The sequence below is a fragment of the Pseudoalteromonas sp. NH0006-46 genome (assembly GCF_057547735.1).
On record NZ_BAAJML010000014.1, the window covers coordinates 1 to 24,714 of the forward strand.

General features: G+C 40.8%; 16 protein-coding genes and 1 pseudogene. All 17 read right to left on the reverse strand.

Translation table 11 applies throughout. The features are described 5' to 3' along the window. Positions 1-3,037: pseudogene (locus AC27I2_RS18495) on the reverse strand (hypothetical protein); the annotation flags it as partial. 1 nt (position 3,038) lies between these two features. Beyond that, positions 3,039-4,112, reverse strand: coding sequence for a DUF4150 domain-containing protein (locus AC27I2_RS18500; RefSeq protein ID WP_487205118.1), 1,074 nt, complete (start codon positions 4,110-4,112; stop codon positions 3,039-3,041). Continuing rightward, positions 4,112-5,008: a hypothetical protein gene (locus AC27I2_RS18505; RefSeq protein ID WP_487205119.1), complete on the reverse strand. Its 897-nt coding sequence runs from the start codon at positions 5,006-5,008 to the stop codon at positions 4,112-4,114. Before AC27I2_RS18505 ends, AC27I2_RS18500 begins: the two co-directional genes overlap by 1 nt. Then, entirely contained in the window at positions 4,998-6,029 is a 1,032-nt protein-coding gene (locus AC27I2_RS18510) for a DUF2169 family type VI secretion system accessory protein (RefSeq protein WP_487205120.1), read from the reverse strand. Before AC27I2_RS18510 ends, AC27I2_RS18505 begins: the two co-directional genes overlap by 11 nt. Beyond that, positions 6,022-7,173 (reverse strand): hypothetical protein, encoded by a 1,152-nt coding sequence (locus tag AC27I2_RS18515; RefSeq protein WP_487205121.1) that lies wholly within the window; start codon positions 7,171-7,173, stop codon positions 6,022-6,024. Before AC27I2_RS18515 ends, AC27I2_RS18510 begins: the two co-directional genes overlap by 8 nt. Positions 7,174-7,177: 4 nt before the next feature. Beyond that, a complete protein-coding gene (locus AC27I2_RS18520; RefSeq protein WP_487205122.1) occupies positions 7,178-7,594 on the reverse strand; it encodes a hypothetical protein in 417 nt (138 codons plus the stop codon). A 17-nt stretch (positions 7,595-7,611) separates the two neighbouring features. After that, the gene (locus AC27I2_RS18525) at positions 7,612-9,633 is read right to left on the reverse strand and encodes a type VI secretion system Vgr family protein (protein WP_487205159.1); all 2,022 of its coding nucleotides are present in this window, start codon (positions 9,631-9,633) and stop codon (positions 7,612-7,614) included. Between the two features lie 25 nt (positions 9,634-9,658). Next, positions 9,659-12,391, reverse strand: a complete 2,733-nt coding sequence (gene tssH, locus AC27I2_RS18530; RefSeq protein ID WP_487205123.1) for a type VI secretion system ATPase TssH — start codon at positions 12,389-12,391, stop codon at positions 9,659-9,661. 18 nt (positions 12,392-12,409) lie between these two features. Then, the gene (gene tssG / locus AC27I2_RS18535; protein ID WP_487205124.1) at positions 12,410-13,390 is read right to left on the reverse strand and encodes a type VI secretion system baseplate subunit TssG; all 981 of its coding nucleotides are present in this window, start codon (positions 13,388-13,390) and stop codon (positions 12,410-12,412) included. Next, complete coding sequence (gene tssF / locus AC27I2_RS18540; protein WP_487205125.1) at positions 13,387-15,105, reverse strand: type VI secretion system baseplate subunit TssF; 1,719 nt, start codon at positions 15,103-15,105, stop codon at positions 13,387-13,389. Before tssF ends, tssG begins: the two co-directional genes overlap by 4 nt. A 22-nt stretch (positions 15,106-15,127) precedes the next feature. Continuing rightward, positions 15,128-15,535, reverse strand: a complete 408-nt coding sequence (gene tssE, locus AC27I2_RS18545; RefSeq protein WP_006792576.1) for a type VI secretion system baseplate subunit TssE — start codon at positions 15,533-15,535, stop codon at positions 15,128-15,130. Positions 15,536-15,591: 56 nt separating this feature from the next. Further along, on the reverse strand, positions 15,592-16,077 hold the full coding sequence (locus AC27I2_RS18550) for an Hcp family type VI secretion system effector (protein WP_006792575.1): 486 nt from the start codon (positions 16,075-16,077) through the stop codon (positions 15,592-15,594). Between the two features lie 254 nt (positions 16,078-16,331). Next, the gene (tssC, locus tag AC27I2_RS18555; protein WP_487205126.1) at positions 16,332-17,858 is read right to left on the reverse strand and encodes a type VI secretion system contractile sheath large subunit; all 1,527 of its coding nucleotides are present in this window, start codon (positions 17,856-17,858) and stop codon (positions 16,332-16,334) included. 10 nt (positions 17,859-17,868) lie between these two features. Continuing rightward, on the reverse strand, positions 17,869-18,390 hold the full coding sequence (tssB, locus tag AC27I2_RS18560) for a type VI secretion system contractile sheath small subunit (RefSeq protein ID WP_006792573.1): 522 nt from the start codon (positions 18,388-18,390) through the stop codon (positions 17,869-17,871). A 76-nt stretch (positions 18,391-18,466) separates the two neighbouring features. Continuing rightward, positions 18,467-20,038, reverse strand: coding sequence for a type VI secretion system domain-containing protein (locus AC27I2_RS18565; protein WP_487205127.1), 1,572 nt, complete (start codon positions 20,036-20,038; stop codon positions 18,467-18,469). Next, positions 20,035-21,027: a type VI secretion system-associated protein TagF gene (tagF, locus tag AC27I2_RS18570; protein ID WP_487205128.1), complete on the reverse strand. Its 993-nt coding sequence runs from the start codon at positions 21,025-21,027 to the stop codon at positions 20,035-20,037. The genes AC27I2_RS18565 and tagF overlap by 4 nt, the downstream gene beginning before the upstream one ends. A gap of 11 nt (positions 21,028-21,038) precedes the next feature. Then, entirely contained in the window at positions 21,039-24,710 is a 3,672-nt protein-coding gene (gene tssM / locus AC27I2_RS18575) for a type VI secretion system membrane subunit TssM (protein ID WP_487205129.1), read from the reverse strand. Positions 24,711-24,714 lie beyond the last annotated feature (4 nt).

Sequence of the window (24,714 nt, forward strand, 5' to 3'; positions counted from 1 at the left end):
ATGAGGTTTGAGAGCGAACAGGCCGCCCTGTTTTTGGAACATAAATAGGATTTGTATCTACGTTGAGTGATTGACCACCTCGTGAGTAACGTTTTATTGTTACATTTAAGTAAATTTGGCTTTTTTGTTCAATATATAAGGGTAACCCGACTTCAATTACATACTGGTCCCAACTCCAAGCCACTTTTTTTATTGATAACTTAGGGCTAAAGAGTACAGAAGTGATAAATCGCATGTAAAGCTTGGGGTTTGTAAACGTTGTATAGTCGTTTTGGTTTGGTAAGATTATTTTTTTTGTTTGCTCATCAAAATTTATTTTTATCGATTTATCGTTTGAAAATATGCCGTATTTTGCCCATATTTCGGCATCAGTGATTGTTAAGTAACTCGCGACGAGCCCGGCTAAAATACTGCCAATTAAAAACGCCCAACCAAATGGTCCCATTGAAACAAATACAGCACCGTGTAAAGCACTGGCAATACCCAAACCGCCACCAATTAAACTGGCAAGCGCTGCGCCATGTTGCCCTTTTTTATTTAAATCGTACGCGTCCCAGATTAATAAGGCCGAGGTCAGAACTCCCCCCAAGCCAGCTGCAAACCTTAGTTTTGTAAATAAGACTGTCCCTTCTTTATAACGCATAAAGTCTTCAATTTTTTCTGCAGCATCAATATACATGGCTTTTGACATAGCAGTGCGATTATTAAAGTAAGCCTCGTATACTTGGGCAGATGAAATAATAACCGAAGAAATGGATGCTATATTTTTTGTTGCTTCATAAAAATCTCCTTTACCTTCAAAATTCTTTTTATATTCTTTGTAGGTATTAATAGTGCTGATTGAATCGAGTAAAAAGAAGGTCCCTGGGTTTGATTTTATCCAGTTGTCCATTAATTTAGCTGTTGATGGTAACCGCATTGCCGTTCTTTTTATGGGATTTAAATTGTTGTAATGCGCTGCCAACATCGAATTTGATACATGCTCTGTAGGTAGCGTTAAAACATCAAGCGTGAGAGTTGATAAGTCTTTAGCAAAGTTTTTTGTATCCAACCCCTTTTGTATAAAAGCTGCAGCGTGTTTAGAGGCTTGTACACCAATTACTTTTCCTGTTTTACTGTCCGTGATGGTCACTGTGCCATGAGCACCTTTGTCGCCCGTGACTTCTCGCGGTACATTGCCAGAAATAATACTAATATCTTTAGCGCTTGGCTTTTTATTGTTATCTATCGCGTTAATTACTCTATCTAGTGCTTTACTTGCACGCCTGAGTTTAGGCTCTTTAAACAACGTGCTTTCGACTATATCAACACCAATAATTGTGTGCCCTTCAGGTACGTCATTAAAGTTATGAATTTTAATATTGCCGTAAGGCTCAATGCCTGATGCTTTTAAGCTTGCGCCAATCACTTTAATTTGAAGTTTCGACGCATTAGGGTTAGCCGCTGGGTCAAATGCGCGCTTCCAATATTTAATTAACTCGGTGAGTACTTTATCAGACGTTTTTAAAGCATGAGCTATTAGTATTTCTGTATTACCAAGGCTATGACCTGCTTGATCAATATTTGTAAAATACGTTTGCCATTTATCTGGGTCAAAGGTGCCGGGCTCTTGTGATTTATCAGGCGTGATACTGGCATATTGTGCATTGTTAAAATCTTGCCCATAAGCACTTTCTTTAGCGCTTAATTGTGTTCTAACAAAGCTTTGAGGGTCATTACATAAGTTTTTGGCAAGTGTTTGCCCGTCTTTTTCTGCTTCAGCTATGCGCTTTTTGAGTTCATTTTTTTTTGCACTATCTGTAATAGGTTTTATAAAAATAGGTAATTCAGCAGTACGTTCATTTGTTGCATTTAAATACTCATACAGTGTTTTTAAAGCAGCACCATAAGCATTTTGGCCTAGACAAGTTAAGTCACGCGATACAGCACTCCAGCTTGGTAACGTTGAAATATTATTATTGCTACATACTGTTTGTAGTGACTCTGTATCAAATTTATCTTGAAAAAAGCCTACAAGCTGTTTTCTACTATCTAAGTATGTTTCTAGGGCACTCAATCCGACTTTTGAAGTGAGCCACTTTTCGATCTCTTTTGCGTCAAGGTGCTTTGCTACATCGCGCAAAGAGCTAGCCTCTAAACTTCTGTCTTCGTGGATATCTTGATTTCCAACCGCTGGCCCTGCAAATTTAGATATTTTTTTATGAAGTTTTTCATTTAAATACAGTTGATAAGCAAGTAGTGCTGAATCGTAAAATGGCTTAGATTTTAACTTTTCATATTCAACTTGCATCACAACTTTAGCCATTTCCATTTGCATAAATAAACGATGTGCAATACCTAGCTTATCATGAAGGTATAAGGTTCCGTCAGCTGCTAAAAGAGCCGGCATGCCTTGCGTAAAATCAAGCAATGTGAGCCTTTGCGACCTGAAAGTAGCGGCTTTAGTTGTATCTTCACACTTTTGCATAAGTGGTTTAAGTGTTAAACGTTTATCACTTTCAAACATACCACCTAAAGTACAAATGTAGTCCCAAGACCATTGCACTCTCGTAAATGCGACCTCTACTTTTGTTTTACTTAGATTGTCACCGTTATATAAGCTTTTAGCTGCGCTTGGAATAATAATATTACTAACATTAGCGCCTGAATATTTACGCGTGTCTAAACTGTGTTCTTTTGCTAAATCAATTTCACTGTATCCGCTTAAGCCCAGTGCTGCATACTCGCGCCACAAAAAACCATCAACAAATATATATAAATATCCACATGCAGTATTCTCAGCAAAGTTATCAGGTTGTTCTATATATGTAGGCTCAGTTGCTTTGTTTTTATCAAGCGATGGTTCTGTAAATACGCGTGGTTTAATTGTCAGCTGTTTTGGAATTTGATCACTTGGTTTAGGGTTATTTTTTGTTTGAGTTTCTGCCTGACCAAACGGCACCATAAGCCCTGTTCCGCATTGGGTTGGGACTATTAGGTCAAGTGAACATTGAGAATCAACACTAGGAAGTTTTTCAACATAATTAATAGTTGTCATTTTATGCCTCACCTAATACTTTATTTGTGCTGTATCCGCCCTGTGACAATTTAAAAGTACCCTGTCCCAAAAACAAATCATTATTTTGCGCTTCAAGACTATAAACAGCCTCTGCTGGGTCTTCGCTTTCTGCGCCTAAATCCCTCACTTGCACACTTAATCCTCGTGGTGATGCGCCACCTGATTGTGCTAGCGGCATAGGTGGGGTGTTTTTAGCGTTTGATATCATTAAATCGCCTTGGCGCACTGCGGGTTTTCCTTCAATCAGCACATTAAATGAGCCTAATATAAACTCGGCTTTGCCGTCGTTTGTACCGCTTGCAATGCCTTTTTTATCGCCGGGTGAATCCCCGCTACTTTGCGAAAAGTAACTTTTTATATTACCCGCGCCATTGCCATTTATTTTTACTGAGCTTGCTACACTTGTAATATCGCTTGTTTGCGCTTTATTTGCGTAAGGAATGGGTATAACACTTGTGCCTACTGTGGTTAAACACACATCAACAGTGGTTAACTTTCCGCCGCTGTCTGTGTGTACTGCCGTTCGGCCGTTAATTAATACATTTTGCCCTGACACTGTGGCCACTTGCGCGGCTTGCGCCTGCGAATCTTTAATTAATTGCGCTTGAGTGCCGGCTTCCCAGCCTAGGTGGCTTGATACTAAATCTAAAAATGCTTGAGCATTGGTAATGGGTTTATTAACGTCCATATTGGTTTGCGACTCATTCCACGGCAATATGGGCTCGTTTTTTTGGCTATCCCATTGCGGGGGGGGAATTATGTAGTCGGGTATGAAGGTATTAACCATTTCACCGAGTGTTTTTTCGCGGTATTTGGGGCGGCCAATTTCGGCTAAAAATGCGGCGTCGCCGCTGGCTCGGTCTTCAAATATGGCTATGCCATTAGCTTTTCCTAACGCGCCATTACTTCGGGCGCTGTTATTTAACCCTAATAAAGTGGGGTTGTTGTGCCGCCATGTTACAGAGCCACCGCTACGTACATCGGCTGTGAGCGCGTCAATATCGTATTGCACAGTGCCTGTTTGTTTACCTGCCATTGCGTTAATGTAGGGCATTAAGTTTCACTCCTTGAAATTTTTATTAATTGATCACTGGGTGAATTAAATAATAAAAAAACATGCTGTAACCCTTTATTTAGTGGGTTATTTAAATAGCTATTTGCGAGGAAAAGCCCTGCTGGAGCGTTTGCAACCCCTTGATAGCCAATAGTATTATTTAAGTTGGCAAGCTCTATTAGTTCGTCTTCTGGGCTATACAATGCTTGTGTATTGGCAAACCATTTTTTTTGCCATGCTAACGAGTCTTTACCTGCAAATAGGTAAGTATTATTAACGCTAGCCTGTGCTTGGTTAAGCTGCTCGTTTAATTCACCACTATAAAATTGTGCGCTAAGGCCGCCTTGTAAATGAGTCAGTAATGCGTACCCACCTTCACCATTTATAATACCTGGCGGGCCGTTTAATACTTGTACCGCGTTATTTTTGGCCTGGTTGCTTACATATTGGTAGCTTACGCATGAGTCGAGTGCAATTATGAGCGTATCGGGCGCTATGCTTTTTAAATCAAGCGTTGTAGTTTGGTTAAAGTCGGGCACTTGCTGCAAAATCACGTCAGACAGTAGCTCAGCGAGTGTGTCGTTATCGATAACAGGGTTGCCTAGTTCGTCTTGAGGGAGTACAAACACAATTTGGCTAATGCGCGACGTTTGCCTAAGCCTCGGTATATCAATATGTTCGAGTAATTGGCTTAATAAAAGCAGGCATTTAGTTTGCCTGTCTAACTGAGCTAGTTCATCTATTTCGACCATTATGTAAGGAGCGTCTAAGCTTATGTCGCACCGTATTAGCGCTTTGCTTGGTTTAGAAAACAGCATTTGATTTGCAACCGCTGTATATAAGCTGCTGGCAACGGATCCCGTTGCATTTATGTGGCAAAGTACATCAAACGTCATTGTTGCTTTCCTTTTTTGCCACGATTACTTGGCTATTTTCTGCAACATTTATTGCATCAATATGCCCTCGCCATAGTAAAGAAAACTGCTGTGAGTCTGAGTCAATAACCAGTGTGTCGCAGTGCATGGCCAATGTATGCCTATTAAGTGTATTCACAATTTGTACTATGGGCTCTTCAAAGGGAAGGTTTACTCGCTGGTGCTGCCCATATTCTTGCAGTGGGTACAAACCCGATAGGGTGAAAGCCCAGCCTGGTGTAAATTTTTTATTTACCCGCTGATCTATCGGTGCGGTGTTATTAAAAAATTCGTTAAGCTGCGTTTTAAACGGGTAGTTACCCGCCATTAGGGCTTTTTGATCGATTTCTGGCATGAGCTCTATGCGCGGTGACCAATGCGATGGAATGGCCGAAAAACTGGCAACCGGTGTTGTATGGCTTGGCTTACGTAAAAGCGCTGTTGCATATTCAATACACGGTAATGGCTGCCCTACCGCGTGTTTATTTTTTAGTTTATAACCGCTGCCTAATGGGTTTTCTAGTAAGTAGTCGGTATCGTCATTGAGGTTTTTGCCACCAAATGCATGGCTGTAATCAACAGGCGTTGGTTTAATTATGAGTGGGTCGGTGGCAACGGGCCCTAACAATGAGCGTTTCCAACACCGCGTGCCTGTAACACGTAAACGTTTATTAAACAGGGGGGTTGTGTGTTCATAAAGGGCAAGCTCAACCTCTATTACGCGGGCTTGCTTTGCTTTTGGCGGATAGGCTGTAAAGTTGCCATACACTTCAAAGCCCGTTTTAAATGCAACCTGTTCGTTTACTTCACTGAGTGATGAGTTAGTAGGCTCGTTGTGATAGTCATCTGCTCCTATTATTTCGTCACCCGGATTGTTTGGTGTGACATTACCTTGCTCGTCAAATTCAAAGTTTTGCTTAACAAGCACGACTTTAGCCTGCGTGCGGTCGTGCAACCAGCCATCAAAAAAGCTAGCCTGCCAAGGAGAGAAGTTATTAAGCATTTGTAGTCTCCTTTACAATTTGCTGCCATTGATTAGCACTGAGTAACACATGATATAAAGCGCACGCTTGTTGGCGCTCATAATGTGTGGCCAAAACGCGTTGTACTACTGTTCCACCCAGGCCTTTTAGCTGCTGAGCAGCATTGCTGTTTGTAAAGCTTATGCCATTGAGTAACTGCTCTCCTGGGGTGAGCGCAAAAGCTTGCCTCGCGTGCTCTGCATCGTCTAGGTTTAAGCCACTGTGAGGGGTTGCGCTCGTATTTACTGCTGAGATTTTATCTGCTTTTGCAAGCTCACGATTGGTAATAGTTAGCCATGCAGCGTAGGCTGGCTTTTGGGTTACCCCTTGCGCCATTAAATTAATAAAAAGAGGCAGTGCCCGCTTATAAACAAAGTGGCTTAATACATATTCACATTGGTCTGGGTTGGCTTTACAAAATAAAAAACACGGCTCGTCCCAGCGGGGGTCGTTAGTAAAGCCTGCTAATGCAAGTAGCTTAGCTTTGTGTGAGTCATCACTCGTTTTTGCAAATACTTTAAATAACATGTCTGATACATGGTCAGCTTTAGTGCAATACGCATTAACTAAAGCCGCATACGCAATGTTAAAATTGGGGTGCAGCATGGCGCTGTTTTGCTCTGCCTCCCCCAACGACTGGGAAAAAAGTAAGGTAGTTATGCTTTTATCAAGGACTTCTTTTTCACTTATAAGACTATTGCGCAGTGCTTTGTTTTCACTTATTTGCCAAAAGCTTATTAAATACTTTAATAAGGTGTAGTAACCCAAATTTTCTGTCGACTTTAACTCGTCAAACGTTTCGTCGCTATTGCGATTGTGTTCAAAATTAAGCGTTTGTATAAGTAGGGTGTATATTTCGCGGTGATCTGTATTATCAAGCGCAAGCTTAATAAATTCATCAAGCGTTAGTGTGCTAACCTCAGAAAGGTTTTTGCCCGAAAAGTAATCTGTTGGCGCTTCAGTTTTTAAGTCACTTAATGTGTATAAGTGGTTAAGTAATTGGCTTTCAATCACGTTTAAACGCGCAAGCGAATACACCCCTTGCTGTTGCAATTTTTGTTTATGTTTTAGTAATGTGGTTAAACGTTGTTTGTGCTGTTTAACTTTAGTGACCTGTGCAAACATGGCGTTAGTTAAGCCTAATTGGCCAACCAGCCAAGGTTAGATCTTGCTCGCTGTTTGCCGTTATACCTTGCCCTTCGAGCACAATAGTACCGTCAGCAAATATTTCTATTAGGCCCTTAGCTGTTTGCAACGTTATGCTTTGCTGCGCTTCAATTGTGATATGCCCTTCGCTGTTTTTTATTAATGCAGCAGGAGCTTGGTCTTCACTTGCTAATACCGCCGTTACTACAAACCCTTGTGAGGTATGAGTGAGTAGTACGGTGTCGTTAATTTTACACGGTGTTATATGTGCAGCCTGCGCGATAATTTCATGGGCTACATTGTTAATCAAAACGGCTTTAACTTTTCCTAAACGGTCAACACGGCTCACTAACGCGAGTATTTGCTGATCATTAAAAATACTTTTAACTTGTGCACTCATTAAATTACTCCTTTAACTTAGTTATTACTAATTGCACTGCCTTTAATAGCTATATTAGTGGCGCTCAGCGTTATATTAGTGGCATCAATCGTTAAGTTACCCGCTGCATCTATTTCAATACTTGCTCCGCCTTGGCTTAATTGAATAGAGCCCTGACCATTGGCTTTTATAGTAATGTTATTGCCACTATTGAGCTCTAAATCGCCCTGTGGCGCTTGAAGTTCAAGGTTTCCGTCAACAGAGTAAACACTTACATCTTGCTGGGCTTGAACTTTAAGCTCTTGTGCTGCTTTTAATTCTAAACTGCCATCGGTTGCTTCAATGCGCGTATTAGCCGTCGACTTTAGGCTTAAGTCGGCTGCTGAGGTAACGGTAATATCACCTTCACGCGTTTGAATTTGCAGGTTGTTTTCAACGCGCGTAGTAAAGTTATTTGCCACGGTAAAATTAGCGTCATTTTCAGCTACAAATTGCAGGTTTTCTTTAGCCGAAATTTTTACGTCCCCATCAACCGATTTAAGCGTTGCTTGGTGTGCGCCGTTTGTTGCATCAAGCAGTAACTGGTTTTTGTTGTTTTTATTGGCAAGGCTTATTTTTTCTTCGCCTTTTTTGTCGTCCATTACAAAACTGTGACCTGCTTTGGTCACCAGTTTGTTTTCTGTTGGGTTTTGGCTTGTTACTGGGTTAGGCGCATTTTGATTATAAAGTGCCCCCAAAATAATGGGCCTGTCTAAGTCGCCATTTTCGCCACAAACGAGTACTTCTGTGCCCTGTGTTAACGGGAAATGCATACCATGGCCACTGCCCCCATACGGTTGCATTAATCGTGTTGAGCGGCTTTCTTGCCCTTCGCCATCTTGGTTAAAAGGCAGCTTTACAACGTAATTACCTTTGTCATCTATTTCTTGTTCAATTAATGCGTTAAAGGTTGCAAATACTCGTCTGGCGGGAATTAATGGGGCTTTGTACACTTGGTCAACACTAATTAAGTACGCTTGGTTTTTATACGTTAGGCCTTTAACATTAGAGCCATATTCAACGACTGCATTTTGGCTGCCTTTATGCTCTACACGTGTTACTAAGTATTGCCCGTCGTGCTCTGGGTGGTCATAAATATTTAAGCGCATGCCAGGGCGTAAAGCTCTGCAATCGGTATCGACTATTATTTGCTCTCGTTGGCAATCAAACGCCTGCTGCCTAATAGTTGCAAGTGTTTGCCCATCTCCCGATTGTGCATAGTTGTCGCCATAATGGCTGTCTTCACCAAACCCGGTTACCGATGCACTAGTATTTTGTGATACTTGTAAATTTCCTGGTGCTTGGTAGTTGTAGTCGTTTAAGTGTGTACTTTGTGGAAACAATTGAGCTTGCCTGCTTATTGCAAATATTGATTCACTTGTTCTAACTTGCCCCGAAGGCGGAATATAACTTAAATTAACCTCATCAAACTTTTGTGCAATATCTTTAGAGTCATTACATATATGCAGCGTACAGTCACCGCCTGTTTGCTCAACAAAGCTATACACAAAGCCGTATTTACGCATTAACCGGGTTACAAACTCGTAATCTGTTTCGTTGTATTGAACGGTCATATCAAGCGAACTAGAGCTTGCTTGAACACTTAATTTTTGAGTAGGAAACCCTGCTTTTTTAAACACACTACTAATTATTTTTCCTGCATCCATGGCAGTAAATACACGGTTAGAGTGCTGATGCTTAAGAAGCGTTAAATGGGAGTTCATGACCAAGGTATAATGATACCCCTGATGACTTTGACCATGTGCTATAAACCCGCTAATTAACCCTGATATAGTGCGGTCAGTCATTGACCACACCATAGAAAGCGAAACGTCTTTTCCTATTAACATATCAGACGTTAAATGCTCTGGGCTCAAAACTTGGATTTTAAATTCATAGTCTTCACATAAACGATCGTTTTTAGACTCAAAGTCGGTTACATACACCATGCCGTCGGGCATGCCTTGTATTGCAACACTAAAATGACTTGAGCTGGCTTTTAATTCGTTAAATACGTCCATGAATCCCATTTTTTTGTCCTTTTATTTACGCATTATCGGCAAATGTTGCTGTAATTTCGTCGTGCTCATCAACTGCTAGCGTTAAAATGTCTGGCATGTCTTCTTCTGCCATAAATTCTAAAATTGATTTGGCTATCCCTGGCAGTATTTGTTGTTCAATGACCGCATTTACCATACGTGCACCACTGTCAGAAAGCGTGCATTGAGTGGTTAGCTTTTCAAGCACACTGGCATCTACGCGTAACTGCATTTTATGGTTTTCGTGTAATCGATTAGCTATGGCCTCGAGTTTTAAACTAACAATTGACTGTAATGCGTCAGAGTCGAGTGCTAAATAAGGAATAACCTGCATTCGGGCTAATAAAGCCGGTGCAAAAAAAGCAAGTAACTGAGGTTTTATTAAATCGGTAAGCGCGCCAATAGTAGGCACTGACCAAGGTGTTCCGTCCTCGTTAATGGGTGCTTGCGCTGTGTTAAGGGCTTCGTTAATTGCCGCTTCGTGTTCAGTTTGTTGCGACTCTTCGTCGTCCTCTTTTGGACTTAAGTCTATTACCGTTGGTGGTGTGCAGGCGTCAATTAGCTCAGCAGAGCCTAAGTTAGATGTCATGATAATAACGGTGTTTTTAAAGTCTATTTCGCGCCCTTCACCATCACGCATGCTGCCACGCTCGAACACTTGATAAAACATATTCATCACGTCTTTATGCGCTTTTTCTACTTCATCGAGCAAAATAACAGAATACGGGCGTTGTCTTACGGCTTCGGTTAACACACCACCTTCGCCGTAACCTACATACCCTGGTGGTGAACCTTTAAGTTGCGATACAGTATGCGACTCTTGGTATTCACTCATGTTTATTGTGGTTAAGAATTTGTCTCCACCAAATAACTGTTTAGCTAAACAACGCGCTGTTTCGGTTTTACCCACACCTGATGGACCCGCCAATAAAAATACGCCCAGCGGGCCTTCATCGTTACTTACACCTGCTTTACTCACTCTGAGCGTTTGCGCAATTTTTGCAATACCCGCCTGCTGACCTATTACTTCTTGACCAATGGTGGCTTCTAAATTAATTAAATTACTAATTTGATCTTTTACCATTGCCCCTACTGGCACGCCGGTCCACTGTGAAATAATTTGCGCAACGGCATCGGCATCTACTTCACTAAATAAACCATTGTCTTGCGTATTTTGTTCTTTAAGTGACTGGCGAAGCATTAATAACGATTCGCTATCAAGGTCTTTATCGTTGGCTTGTTTTATTTCGTTAATTTGGCTTAAAGTTGATATTTGCGATTCGCGCGAGTGTGTCAACTCAGCTAATTTACTTTGGGCATTAACCAACTCTTCCACTAGGTGCGTTAGTTTATCTTGATCAACCGCCAAGCCTTGGCCTAACTCTATATTTAAGCTATTTATTCTGGTTTCTAAATAATTTATGTGTTCACGTTCTGCTTCTATTGCTGCAGGGTCTGTCGCAAACGACATACGCACACGCGCCGCGGCGGTATCAAGTACATCAATGGCTTTGTCTGGTAAGTAGCGCCCTGTTATGTAACGCGAAGATAAAACCACAGCCGCTTCAATAGCGTCATCGGTTATTTGAATATTATGATGCTGCTGGTATTTGTCTTTTAAGCCAGCAAGCATAAGCTGAGCCGCTTGCTCTGTAGGCTCATCAACTTTAATAAGCTGAAAACGACGTTCTAATGCAGCATCACGTTCAAAGTATTTTTTATACTCGCTCCACGTTGTTGCAGCTACAGTTCTGAGCTCACCACGGGCAAGCGCCGGTTTTAATAAGTTTGCAGCGTCACTCATGCCTGCATCGCCACCAGCGCCAATAAGCGTGTGTGCTTCATCAATAAACATAATGATTGGCGTTGTAGAGTTTTTCACTTCATCAATCACGGCTTTTAAGCGGCGTTCAAATTCGCCTTTAACACCCGCTCCTGCCTGCAGTAACCCCATATCGAGTACTAAAAGGCGAACACCTTGCAGGTCTTGTGGTACTTGGCCATCAACAATACGTTGTGCAAACCCCTCTACAACCGCTGTTTTACCAACACCTGGATCGCCTACCAAAATAGGGTTGTTTTTTCTGCGACGGCATAACACATCGACCATCATTCTAATTTCGTCATTACGGCCAAGTACAGGATCTATTTTTCCCTGCTCTGCTTTAGCCGTTAAATCTTCGCAATATTCATCCAGTGCAGCACTGTCGTTTGAACCTTCAGACTTATTGGCTGATTGTGATTTAGCTGCAGGGTTTAAACGCTCTGACGATTGCTGACATATTTTATCCAGGTTTTCAGCTAAAAAGCGCGAGTCAATTTTATCAAGGAGTGCGGGTAACTGAAGCACTGGGCTGTATGGTAACAATTCAGTTAAAGAGTCAACTAAAGCAGCACCCGTTATGAAATCGCTCTTATGCTGAACATTTGCACTTAACCATGCGCGCTCTAGCCATTCGTATAAACGACGTGAAAATGTAGGCTTACTTTGGTTACCCGCAGGCTGCCTATTTAAAAAGTCTAGTAATTCATGCCAAACAGCATCTTGATTAACATTAAAAAAATGAAAAATGTGCTCAAGATCACCATTACTGCCCTCTTCCATTAATTTAATAAGCAAATGCTCTGGAAGTACTTCAAAGTGACTGCGGCTACTGGCAAAACCTGCAGCTGATTCAAGTGCAGTAGCAGTATGGCCATTTAATTTATCTATAAGTTGTTTTATGCCTTTAGCATCCATTTTTTTATCCTTAATTCCTTAGTGTTTATACTGTTGATGGCTGTAGCTATGAGTTGTTGTATTTGCAGCTGCGGCCCCTAAATATGAATTATGTCCTAGTACTAACGATTGCTGACCAATGAGCTGCTCTGAAACAGCGTCATTTGCTACTTTAATTTGGCATACCCACTCAACATTGCTGGGTAAATGCGCGCTTAACAATACGGCCATTTTTATACCTTCTTCACTTCTTGGTGAAAGGCTAATGGCTACATCGCTACTGACGGGTCCTATATCAATCGTTAAAACGCTGCCGCTTACCAATACTTGGGTCCCTAATACAGCAGAGTTGCCCAGTACCATTTGGTTTTCTTCGCCTATGGCGCTTGGGGTATCTACGTGTTGCCAATTGGCTCGTGTATCGTCAACTTTTAATGTGTCTATATTTAAACTGTGCTTAAGCAATTGCGCTAAACCCGCTGCACTTGTTTGCTTTAAACTTGCAATGCCACATTGAATTTTTTGATCTGTTTTACCTAATAAAATAGATTTAACTAAATCATCAAATTGATTCGCGCCTCTGCCTGCAATATTAATTTGAGACTTTTTCCAAGCCTGAAATAACTGACAATACAAAACATGATTAAAAATATCTAAAAACTGGCGGACTCGATCACCGCTTTGCTCATCACTTGCTGCTTGCTCTAACACGTAATGGGGCATGGGCGCGTCTACACCGTATAACCCCAAAAATGACGTCGATAAACTGAGCTTTCCTCTCCCCTCGTTTTCTAATACACATTCGCGAACATCCGTTGCAGGAAACCCGAGTTCTTTATGTGATTTAAAAACAACACGGCTACTTATGCCATGCTCAAGCTCTTGCGGCGCAGCCCAGTGTTTTTCTATTAGGCTCATTGCTTTAAATAAATTAAAGCGCCAGGGTTCAGCAATTAAGCTCTCAATCGCTGGGGGTAATTTAGACCAAACAGGATGTACGTAATTGCTTGACGAATTCATAGCTGGTAACTCTTACCCGGCTCAATATCCCAACACCACGACTTATAACTTGGAATTGCGTTAACGCGCGTTTGTACGCTTTCATTTATAGGCGCATACATCAAAAAGAATTCATGCAATACATTACAAAAGTGATACAGGTCAGCGTCTCCAACAAACTTGCTTTCATCAATATCAATTAATACATCAACCCCTTTTATAAATATACCGCGTTTAATTTGGCTGATAGGTGTTGCTGATATTTTTAAAATACTTTCAATTCTTAATCGGTTTTCGGCCTTGTTTGACCAATCAAATAATACAAGCAGCCGTTTAAGTTCAGTTACCTGCGTAATTTGAGAAAATTTTACGTTTAATAAGCTAATAAGCTGCCAGTGTTTTGGCTGACTTGGGCATGCTAAGTAGTTTGTTGGGCGAATAACATTTTTAACCTCAACAATATTGGGCATGTCTTTGCCCCCTTCATTTAAATCGCCTTCTTGTAGTAATTGACGCGGCCAACCGGCATTAAACGCTGTTAAATCAATTGATAAAGTTTCTTTCTCATCATTTAAATTAAAAGGCAGTTGCAAGTAATGCGTTGGTGCCGCAGCGCCTACGTCTTTAGTTTGCACGGTAAATAGCTTTTTTTCGTCTTCAAATACACTTTGGTAGCGGGGGGTGTATTCGTGAGTTTGACCTGTTACCGAATTACGCCCTGCTACATCGTCAACGGTATAGCTAAAAACATGATCGGTGCGAGCTTGATCCGCGCTTATCATGTAGTCGGTTCTATTAGGTTCTATTTTTATTGGCTCTGCTGCTTGGCTAAACAAGTTAATAGCGGGTACGCAATTTATTAGTATGTTTTCTTTACTTAATTGGTGTCCCGGAGGCAGTTTTTTATCCCCTCTGAATACAATTTCAAACCGGTCTATATGCTCAGGAAACTCTTCATCTTTTAAACCATCAAAGCTTAAAAAGTAAAAACGATCTTTGGCATTAAAGTAATCAAGTAATAAAGCATACCCAGGGTGGCTTTTAGCCGCGCTAGGAAGTAATGCACCATCTATATTTAGGTAACTGGCATTACACCCTTTTGCCTTAAGCTTTTTATTATATTCAAAGTGGTTAGCGCCAAAGTCGAGTTCGGCCTGCTTATTAGGTGTTTTTAATAATTGAAATAATGCGCTACATAAAGGTGTATCACCGCGCAAATAAAAATTAAGTGTTGATAAATCAAAGTTACTACGCTCACCTTGGCATACAAATTTGAGTCCAATTCTTAGCTCGGCACCCAAATGCGACTCTTGATATTGCACATGCTCCACATCTAAAGGCACAACATCTAAACTGTGCGTGGTCGTAAATATAATTTTTTTGCCATCCGACTTAGCTGTTGGTGGGTTTAACTGCAACCCCTTCTCAATGGTGTGCGTTTTTTGCATTGCTAATTTAGGAGAAAACTGCACCACCGTACTGGAAGGAAAATAACTTAACAAAATAGGACATAGCTGGCGCAACACCTGCTCAGATACCTCTGGCACAGATTCATCTAAGCGCTTTTGAGTATGTGCCGTTAAATAAGCAACCCCCTCTAATAAACGCTCAATATGCGGGTCTCTGTCTTTTAATGCATCAATATTAAGCATACCTGCGTGCTCAGGATAAAACTGGGCAAATTGCTTGCCAGCCTGAGTAAGTAAGCGCATTTGTGCATCAAAATATTGCTGCATTCATCAATCCTTTTGAACTACATTAGTTATTATTTTTTGCGTGCTGTATAACATCTGCTTTACCGCCCGACTCAAACCGCGTATTTAACTTAATACTTTGTCCACTGGTCAGAAAAGCTTGTATATCGAGCCTAATTACACAGTTATCTTCTTTAATTTCGACCGGTGTTACATTTGCATAGCGAACGCGGGGTTCGTATTTTTCTATCAATTTTTTAACTTCAAACGCTAATGTGTGTTGCGAATAAGGAAGCCCTTCGTAAATATCTTCTACATCGGGTAAGCCGTAGTCGGTTAAGTGCTTTAAAACGCCTCTGCGGGCATTTAAAAGCTCATTTAAATGCTTGCACACACTGGCTTGCTCATCAGTTTCAAAGCCCTGATGACCATTGCGAATAACGGGTTGAGTTAAAAAATCGAATAACGCCATATTTGGATCTCAATAAAAGGATATGCTTTCGCATATCCTTAATAAGTACTGACTAATTAACGACCTTCAGTCCAAGAGTCAGAGAACTCGATGTTGCCATCTAAGTAAGTCCAAGTAATGCGCTTGTAACGTAGGCAAACTGTTTCAAGGTGCGGGTAACGCTCCTTGTCTAAGTCTTTAACGTTGTGCATTGTTGGTGAGATTGAAGTGATTTTTACGTCTTCCAACTTGTGGCAGAAATATTCACGCTCAGTCCCTGTGTCATCAATACGGTACCATTTAAGCTCAAGTTGCTTAAGTGTTTGACCGTTTGAACACGCTTTGTACAAGTACGGTGTAGATGCATCAACCGCTTTTGTAATAACAAAAGGTTCATGCTTACGAGTACCTGTAAGTTCACCAGTATCATTATCCGTAGGGATACGAAGTTCATGATCAAAGTGTAGGATCTCAATTGAACCTTCACGTTCTGCAACTGTTACAGAACCTTTGATGTCATTACCTTGGTCATCCTTTAACCACATGTACGCTGGAATTGCCATTTCATTATTCTCCTTTTAGAATGAAGTGTTTCCTGTTAGTTGGCATTGGCATAAACATCACTGTTTATGCCCCCCAAAAAGCCCTCTGCTTCATGCCACTGGGGAATATGTCCCAAGTTGGGTGCAACCAACTTGGGGCAACTTTTCAGACCATTAGTCTATATTCTTTAAGTACACCAACCAGCTACTCACCAAATTGACGTATTTACACTATAAAGCCTGCGTTAAATGCGTTTCATCGGCGGCTTGGCAGTTCATTTTTCGCCAGGCATCTGCCCTACTAGCGCTAAACGAACGTCAATTCCTTCAACTTGGAAATGCGGCACAATATAGGTACTTACGCGGTAGTAACCCGGGTTACCCGGAATTTCTGACACGGTTACTTTTGCATCTTTTAACGGATGCGTTGCAATAAGTGACTCATCTGGGTTATTCATTTTAGTTACCAAAGCGCCTAGCCAATCATTTAGCTGCTGCTCTAGTTCATGACGCGGCTTGCTCGAACCAATGTTTTCGCGCTGTAAAACTTTTAAGTAGTGCGCTATGCGCGACACTAAGAAAATATAAGGTAAACGCGAGTTAATGCGTGCGTTTGCTGTCGCTTCGCTTGTTTCAAGTACTTGTGGCTTTTGAGCACTGTTAGCAGAGAAGAAACACGCAAAATCTGAATTTTTGTAATAGCTAAGTGGGATAAACCCTTGGTTAGCAAACTCAAGTTCTTTAGTTTCTGAAATAAGCACTTCGGTAGGTATTTTTGTTTCAGACCCTTTACCTGCTTCAAACGAATGAAGCGGAAGGTTTTCAACTTTACCACCCGATTGCGGACCACGAATATTTACAGCCCAACCGTTGTCATGGAAGCTGCGAATAATATTGGCTGCAAATGCAAACGTGGCATTACCCCATAAGTAACGCTCGTGGTGCTGTGCGTTAACATCTTCTTGATAATTAAAGTTACGAAGAGGGTTTGTTTCGCCATATGGTAAACGCAGTAAAAAGCGTGGGAATGCTAGGCCAATGTAGCGAGAGTCTTCTGATTCGCGGAAGTTTTTCCAACGAAGAAACTCAGCTCGTTCCATATAAGAACCTAAGTCTTGAATTTTTGATACTTCTTCAAGTGAATCTTTCAAGAAGAATTTAGGACCAACGCTACCCATAAATGGACAGTGAGCCGCCGCTGAAACACGCGATATTTCTTGTAATAACGAAACATCTGGCGCAGAGCAATCAAACTCAAAGTTAGATACCATAGTCGATACAGGCTCACCACCCGGCGTGTCGTAGTCTGACGTGTAAACGTGTTTGTATAACGCAGATTGTGTTGTATCTGGCGCTTCTTCAAAATCGTCTCTTAATGTTTCTTTATCAACATCAAGCATTTCAATTTTAATATTCGCGTTATTAGGCGTGTGATTAATTAAATAACGAAGTGAACGCCAAGCTGATTCCATTTTTTGAAAGCTTGGGTTATGTAATATTTGGTCTAACTGCTGAGAGATAATCGTATCTACTTTTGCAATGTAGTCATCTAAAAGCAGTTTATCTATACGTGTTACTTCTTGCTCGCTGCTACCGGCCATATCTAAAAATACGTTAATGGCTGCTGTTAAGCGCTCATTAGCACGTGTTTCAGCAAGGTTGCTGGCGTCTCTGAATGAGTCTAGTTTTATTTCATCTGCAACAGGTGAAATATCAACCATTCCACAAATGCTTTCGTAGGTAGATAAAGCAGCTTGCTCTGTCGTATGTGCAGCTACATTTAATTGTTCTTGCATTGACATGGTAACCTCCTTATTCCGTTACGGGTTGTTTTTCTTCTTCAGACGCAAGTGGTGCAATTTCGTCAAGTTTTGCTTTTAGCTCATCAAGTTCAGGCTGATTTTGTAATACACGCTCAAGCTCTTTACGCAGTGATGAGTTGTCTAATAAGTTAGATTTAAGATCACGTAGTAAATTACGCATTGCCATCATTTTATTAAGTTCAGGCACCTGTGCTGCAACCGACTCAGGATCAAACGATTTAAAAGAGTCAAACTCAAGGTTAACGTTAATTTCGCCGTCGCCTTTAATTTTGTTAGCTACCTGAAAATTAGCTTTAGGCGCCATATCTTTTAGCACTTGCTCAATGTTATTTTTATTAATTGTTACTCGCTCGCGCTCAGAAAGCTCTTGGCTATTTTGACCATTTGAATAGTCACCAATCACTAACATTTTTAACGGTAATTCACTTTTTTGCGAAGCGCCGTCTGTATCAAGCTCTAACGAAATATTGATCCGAGCTCGTGGGATCTCTTTTTGAAATGTATCACTCATGTTTTTTCCTTTGCAGTTTGGTTATCTACCGTCTCAATTCCAATTAAACCTCGACATATTAGTCAGGCCCTTGTAACTAAACCCAACTTAATGCTTGTGCCGGATCAGTTACCATCATTTGCTGACTAATATGTTTAGCAGCTAAACTCATTTCATCTTCTGGCGTTTGTGACAAACTTGCATAACACTGCTTGGAGAATCGCCATACTTCCATGCAAAAACATTGTTGCCATTGCGCTAAATCGTGCGCGTTTATTTGTTCAAGTAATACATTTAATAAAGACAAAGCATGTTCATAGTGCTCAGCCTTTATTAATAATTTGGCCTTTAATAACTGTGCTTGCGCTTTATCAAAAGCATTTAAAATGGTTATTTCATCAACTTTTTTTAACGCACTCGACAACTGGCCTTTTTCAACTTCCTCGACTAACTCAACGTATTGCTCATCAAATAAGTTAGTTTGCGCGCTGGTAGAATCAGTATTAAATGAATTAGCAAGCTCTCTTATAAACTCTTTATTAACGGGTGAACAAAGCGCACTGCTATCGTCATACTGCAATGATGTTAAAGCCGGAAACTGCTCGTTTAAATTTACAAGCTGTTGCTCTAGCCAATGAACAAGGTGCCCTTTGTTTAGTTTTTTTAAAGCATTTAATGTAAGAATTTGCAGGTTTAAATTAAATTGCATTGCCCCTTCCATAAATAAGCCTTCAGCTAAATTTAAGGCTTGCTCTGGCTGGTCGCTCGCCAACGCATTTTCAATAGGAGCAAAAGCGGCTGCACGTGGAGCTGGCAGGCGTGTTTTGCCATTTTCATTTGCAGGTAAAGATAATTTAGTCCACCGTGCTGCGCGCGATAATTTCACTACGCGTTCAATGTTATTTTGCTCTTTGTCAAAATTTAATAACTGCCTGATGGCCGCTAAATATGCGGAATCTGATGCTATGTCGTTAGTATTTACAGCAACTTGAGAGCGCGCGGGTGCCGCATTTGTGCTTGGCTCATCAGCCTTAGGCGCACTTTGCACAGCATTATTAACAGTCGTTTGTTCGGGCTCTTTTACTGGCTCAACTTTTTCAGGATCAACAACGGGTACTGGATTGCGTTTTTCTTGCTCGTGAGCCCAATCGTTTAATGTTGATAATGGGCCTGACTCACTATCAAGCACAGCAACACATTGCTCGTTATATTGTTTTAATGCAGCAACAAGCTCTGGCCATTGCTCTGGGTTAGTATTATGACCTTGGGCAACCCCTTTTAAACGCTCTTGCTGCTGTAAAAACCAGGTATTTACCGCACTTCGCATTCTTGCTTTGAGCGGGTGTACTTCATCTGGAAAGGTGGTTAATAAACGATTAAATAATAAAAGCGAATGCGTAAGCCCAGTCACACCAAACTCACTGGTGGCCGCAAGTGCTAAATAACTCACAATACGCAAATCTTTACTTTGCGTATTAATAAGATCGGTTGCTTGAATAAACATCATTTTAAAGTCAACTTCACCCACTCCAGAGGAAGAGGCTTTTAATGCTTTAAATGTTTCTTCGTATTTTAAATCTTCACCACATTTGTTTCCTAAAAGTGGCGAACTCAAAGCCTCAAGCCACTCAATCCATGTGGTGTGCGTATGCGGTGCTTTTAAACTCATGATTTACACCAACGACGAAGCGCGTCGTATACACTTACATTGTCCATATCGGCAAAGTTAAGTGTTTGTGACGAAGGTTGTTTTTCGACTTTTAAATTACATAAATCAATGATGTCGTTCGATTTTTTATCGCATTCCCACACGCTGTTAAAGTATGAGGCAGGAATAGGTCTACAAAAAACAGTTAAGCTAGGTGCTTGATTTTCATCACCTAATTGATAAAAAAACCAAGGTTGCCAGTTATGATCTGCCACCATTGAGGCGACTAAGTGCAACCAAAAACCCGCCACTAATGCACTTTCGTGCGTAAAGCGAGGCATAGGTAAACGAATACCAAATTGGCTTCTTAAGCAGCCTCTGTTCGCTATGGATTTTAAAACGATTGAAAGCTCTTCAATAAGAATTGCGCGTTTAGCAATATCATTGATTCCTAGGTGCTCCCAAAAAACACTCATCGGAATTGTTCTGAGTTTGTCTAACTCTTGAGTTAAATTTGGTTGCTGTTTAAGCGAATTAGCTACCAAGTTATAACCCTGCGCTTTTTGCTCCATCTCATTAATATTTGATGCATTTTTAATGTTTTCATTCACGCCCAATAAGTGTTCAATTACTTGGCTTGCAAATAAAAACAAAAAAGCAGGATGACGTTTATACGTTTCTAAACCGCTGTGCACAAATGAACTAAATGGGTAAAAACGACCGCTGCTGTCAGTGCTAGGTTGTAGCACCCCAAGTAAACCGCCATCGTCTGCATTACCCGATATAAAAAACAATGATTTACAGCCATTTAAATGATGAGTATCGCTAGCTTTTCGACCTCTGTTTAAATGCGCAAAGCCTTCTTGTAGCCAATGATCAAAAGAGACTGACTCACGGGATGATATATTAAGCTTTACAAAATCTGGCCTAATGGGTGTTTTACCCATAAAACCAAATGCATGTTGCTTTACTAGCGTCGGTGTTTTCTTTTTAGTAAATAAATTAAACATTGGTCAGCCGCCTATTGCATCGTTCGCGACTGCGATTGAGCCAACGTTGGCGTTTGTGAAAACAAGTTGCTAGGAAGTGCAAACGACGTAAGCATGTATTTAGAAAATATGCCGCTGTTGCGTCCTGACTTAAGAGAAAACTGCACCGTAAGCGGCTCTTCAGATTTATCTTTTAACTCCCATGTTGCTAAAAATTCAGTACCTTTAATCCATTTAACATTGGCTGAATTAAGCACTTTTAATAACGCCCATGGCCCATCTTGTGCAATTGAGATTCTGCGCCCTTTATTATCAAGGCCATACAACACTGCTTTTTCTGCAGCACCGCGCCCTGGCCATGAAAAGTTACGCCACTCTTCTGGTTCATTTCGGTAACGATAGCCCTGCTCGCTAAAGCCTAAGTATGTTTCACGAATACCCCTAACAGGCACTGGCATCATTTGAAAAGTAAACCCTGCGCTATCCGCTCCATTTACAAATAACGAACGCGTTACCTTGGTTGCCCTCGTTAACCCATCTAATAATTGAGGGCTAAAACCAATGCCAACACCATTCCATTGTTTTTCTTCCCAAACACCACGACGAACTTTCATAAACGGTTTAAGTTGTGTATTTATAAAGCTCCATAAAACACCCGTTTCAGCGTTTAAAAATTCTGAAACATCAGCAATTGCCGCATCAGGCCCCGTTAAATTAAACGGATACTTGCCAGCTAAGCTGCTGTTATACATGGTATAAACTTGGTTTTCCCACTCTTGATTTAACTGAGTCCGGGCTTTAGCCATAATCGTTGCAATACCCGCATGAAGCGGTGCTTTAAATAAGGCGTCTAACGTTTCTTTAGTTTGCGGGTCAAGCGCCCGAGTTTGGCTTTCAATAATGATCCACGACGACTGCAATGCATTACTTTGACTATTACCAGACAGTAGCTCTTGAGCAAAGATCATCGCTTGCGCGTCGTCTTCATTACTGGCGGCCATTGCTTTAATGTCAGAATGAATACTGCTTAACGAACTAATGTACTGCCTTAAGTAGTCTGATGAATTTTCTTGAGCGTTGGCCTGTGCAAAACGTCTTAAATCAGCAAAACGACTTTCAAGCTCTGGCGCTCTAACAGTACTGATCTGCGTAATAGTTGGCGTGTTAAGCGCTAATTTATTAGCAACATCTGACGCTGTTTTACCAATTGATGCTTGGCTTTTAAGTGGCGCATCGGCAGGTGTGATATTGTCACTTACTAATTTCATTAGGTCATTAAAAGGGCCGTCCATTGACGAAAGACGCGCAAAATCGATACTGGCGTCATTTAAATCTTTAAAAGCAGGTATTTTCACGCTATCAAGAAACTCAAACCACGTATTGCCATAATCTTTAAAGTAATAGGCGCGCATTGCTTTAGCGAGTGTTTCAGCTTGAGCTTCATCTACCACATTTTGGCCCGAGTCATTACTTGTTCCCATAACCCAATCGCCAGAAAACACTAAACGAGAAATACGTTTAATTTCTGGAAAAACATATTCTTCCCAGCCTAAATTTGTGTACACGTAAGGTATTTTGTATTTACTTTTGAATACATCACGATTTTTAGAAGCCATATAGTTATTTAAAAGTAGTGGCTTTTTACGCTCAGCAAAGCTTGTAATAACTTGTTGATATAACGGGAATGCCTCAGGCTGGGTGTTTAGGTTTTCACGCGCTAACGCAATAGAGGTTTCGTTAGATTGCCAAAATACAATGTTTCCAGGCTGATCAATGTCACTGCTCATATTTGCTAGATACATATCAACTAAACTACTCAGTTGAGTATAAATAGGTGCTTGCTCTTCGGCGTTTATATCAATATTAAAGTGTTCGGCAATAAAGCTCAGTAACTGCTCTTTTGCAAATTCAGGTGACATATTTTCAGGATTAGTGCTCATCATTAAGTGCATTTTTAATGCATCATAATAGGCTTGGCGAATGGTTGCTTTTGCCTCATCTTCATTTTCTAACCACTGAGTTTCGTATTGCTTTATTTGAGTAAGTAAACGCTCTTCACCCGGATAAGTAATAAGCTGGTTCATTTGGTTAAACAAAACATTAGCTACGCTATCAAGTGTTTCGTCGCCTTCGTATATTCCAAAAATAAAATACCAAGGTAGTGAATCTTCGTAACTGCGCAATTGGCCATAATGATCGAACAATGCGAGCGTAGCAGCTAACTTTTGCTCATCTTTTGCTTTATTTACACTGGCTTCAACAACGGCTTTAACACGCGCTTCACCTTGGTTTAGTAATAACTGGTTACTCGTGTAAGACGTAATTAATAAAGCCGTAATTGCTGCAATAGAGGCTAACCCTGATGTAACGGTTAACCCTTTTAACCAACGCCCAACAAGACGCTTTTTTCTATTTCCACGAGTTAAATCTTGCAGTTTAAAAATAACATCGTTAAAAACACGGTTAATAAAGTAACTTTGCGTAATGCTTTCTTGTTTTTGCTCAACAATTACAGCACCAAATTGATCTCTTACCCCATTAGTTATGCGTTCTATTGGCGTTCCCTCTTGTGTGCCTGATGTAAAGTAAACACCTGCAAACCAAGGAACCTCTTGATACGGGTTAGATTTAAATAATAAGTTTACAAATTCTGTAAGCTTGGTGGACGCTGATTTAAATTGATTAGGAAAATCTAAAATAAGTTGCTTACGATGTTCGTTTCTTTCGCGTGCAACTTTGCTTAAGCGTTGCTCACATAAACGTTCGTACAGGTCTTGCATTCGAACTTCAAACATTTCAGCCGGATCATTTTTTTGATCTTCACTAATATCAAGTAAATAGGCACCAAACACTTGCTCGCGTTCTTGTTCAGATAGGTCACTAAAGAAGGGTTCAAAACCACTAATTAAATCAGTTTTTGTGAAGGTAATATACACAGGAAAAATAACACCTAGCTGTGTAATTAACTCTTCAATACGCTCGCGTACAAGCTTCACATGTTGACGAATTTCTTCGCTATCTGACGTTAAAACATCTGCCACACTAATAGCGACCATCACACCATTAATAGGTAATTTAGGACGGTATTTTTTAAGTAAAGATAAAAAAGATAACCACTCTTTGTTTTCAGATTGCTCTGTGGTGTAACGCCCTGCAGTGTCAATTAAAATGGCCTGATCTGAAAACCACCAATCACAATTACGTGTACCACCAAAGCCCTGAATATGCAGTTCGCTTGAGTTAGAATAAGGAAAATGCAACCCTGAGTTTGCAAATAAAGTACTTTTACCTGCTGCAGAAGGGCCAATGATCATATACCAAGGTAATGCATATAATGCTGTGTTACCTCTATAACCAGCCCCTAAATGCGACGCTTTTAAAGACCCCAATGCTTCTTGCATTTTATCTTTTATTTCATCAAGTTCAGCGCTAGAACCCGCATTATGACTCGCAAGCTCAGACGCTAATTTATCACCAGAACGTTTAGTCCATAACCAACGAATAAAAATAAACAGTATAAAAACAGCGGTAACGGCACCCATAGCAATAAGCTTTTTGTCAGTGGTGTCTAAACCCACCATACGACCGGCAAACCACACAATACTTAAAACGGCAATTAACCCAATTAACTGACCCGTTGCACGCGATGATACTAAGCCCAGTAAAAAATGGACTAAACCGCTTTTATTAACTCTTCCCTGCATTGTA

Bases quoted from the DNA above. Each gene is read 5' to 3' on its own strand.
- AC27I2_RS18500 (WP_487205118.1), bottom strand. From the start codon at position 4,112: ATGCCCTACATTAACGCAATGGCAGGTAAACAAACAGGCACTGTGCAA.
- AC27I2_RS18505 (WP_487205119.1), bottom strand. From the start codon at position 5,008: ATGACGTTTGATGTACTTTGCCACATAAATGCAACGGGATCCGTTGCC.
- AC27I2_RS18510 (WP_487205120.1), bottom strand. From the start codon at position 6,029: ATGCTTAATAACTTCTCTCCTTGGCAGGCTAGCTTTTTTGATGGCTGG.
- AC27I2_RS18515 (WP_487205121.1), bottom strand. From the start codon at position 7,173: ATGTTTGCACAGGTCACTAAAGTTAAACAGCACAAACAACGTTTAACC.
- AC27I2_RS18520 (WP_487205122.1), bottom strand. From the start codon at position 7,594: ATGAGTGCACAAGTTAAAAGTATTTTTAATGATCAGCAAATACTCGCG.
- AC27I2_RS18525 (WP_487205159.1), bottom strand. From the start codon at position 9,633: ATGGACGTATTTAACGAATTAAAAGCCAGCTCAAGTCATTTTAGTGTT.
- tssH (WP_487205123.1), bottom strand. From the start codon at position 12,391: ATGGATGCTAAAGGCATAAAACAACTTATAGATAAATTAAATGGCCAT.
- tssG (WP_487205124.1), bottom strand. From the start codon at position 13,390: ATGAATTCGTCAAGCAATTACGTACATCCTGTTTGGTCTAAATTACCC.
- tssF (WP_487205125.1), bottom strand. From the start codon at position 15,105: ATGCAGCAATATTTTGATGCACAAATGCGCTTACTTACTCAGGCTGGC.
- tssE (WP_006792576.1), bottom strand. From the start codon at position 15,535: ATGGCGTTATTCGATTTTTTAACTCAACCCGTTATTCGCAATGGTCAT.
- AC27I2_RS18550 (WP_006792575.1), bottom strand. From the start codon at position 16,077: ATGGCAATTCCAGCGTACATGTGGTTAAAGGATGACCAAGGTAATGAC.
- tssC (WP_487205126.1), bottom strand. From the start codon at position 17,858: ATGTCAATGCAAGAACAATTAAATGTAGCTGCACATACGACAGAGCAA.
- tssB (WP_006792573.1), bottom strand. From the start codon at position 18,390: ATGAGTGATACATTTCAAAAAGAGATCCCACGAGCTCGGATCAATATT.
- AC27I2_RS18565 (WP_487205127.1), bottom strand. From the start codon at position 20,038: ATGAGTTTAAAAGCACCGCATACGCACACCACATGGATTGAGTGGCTT.
- tagF (WP_487205128.1), bottom strand. From the start codon at position 21,027: ATGTTTAATTTATTTACTAAAAAGAAAACACCGACGCTAGTAAAGCAA.
- tssM (WP_487205129.1), bottom strand. From the start codon at position 24,710: ATGCAGGGAAGAGTTAATAAAAGCGGTTTAGTCCATTTTTTACTGGGC.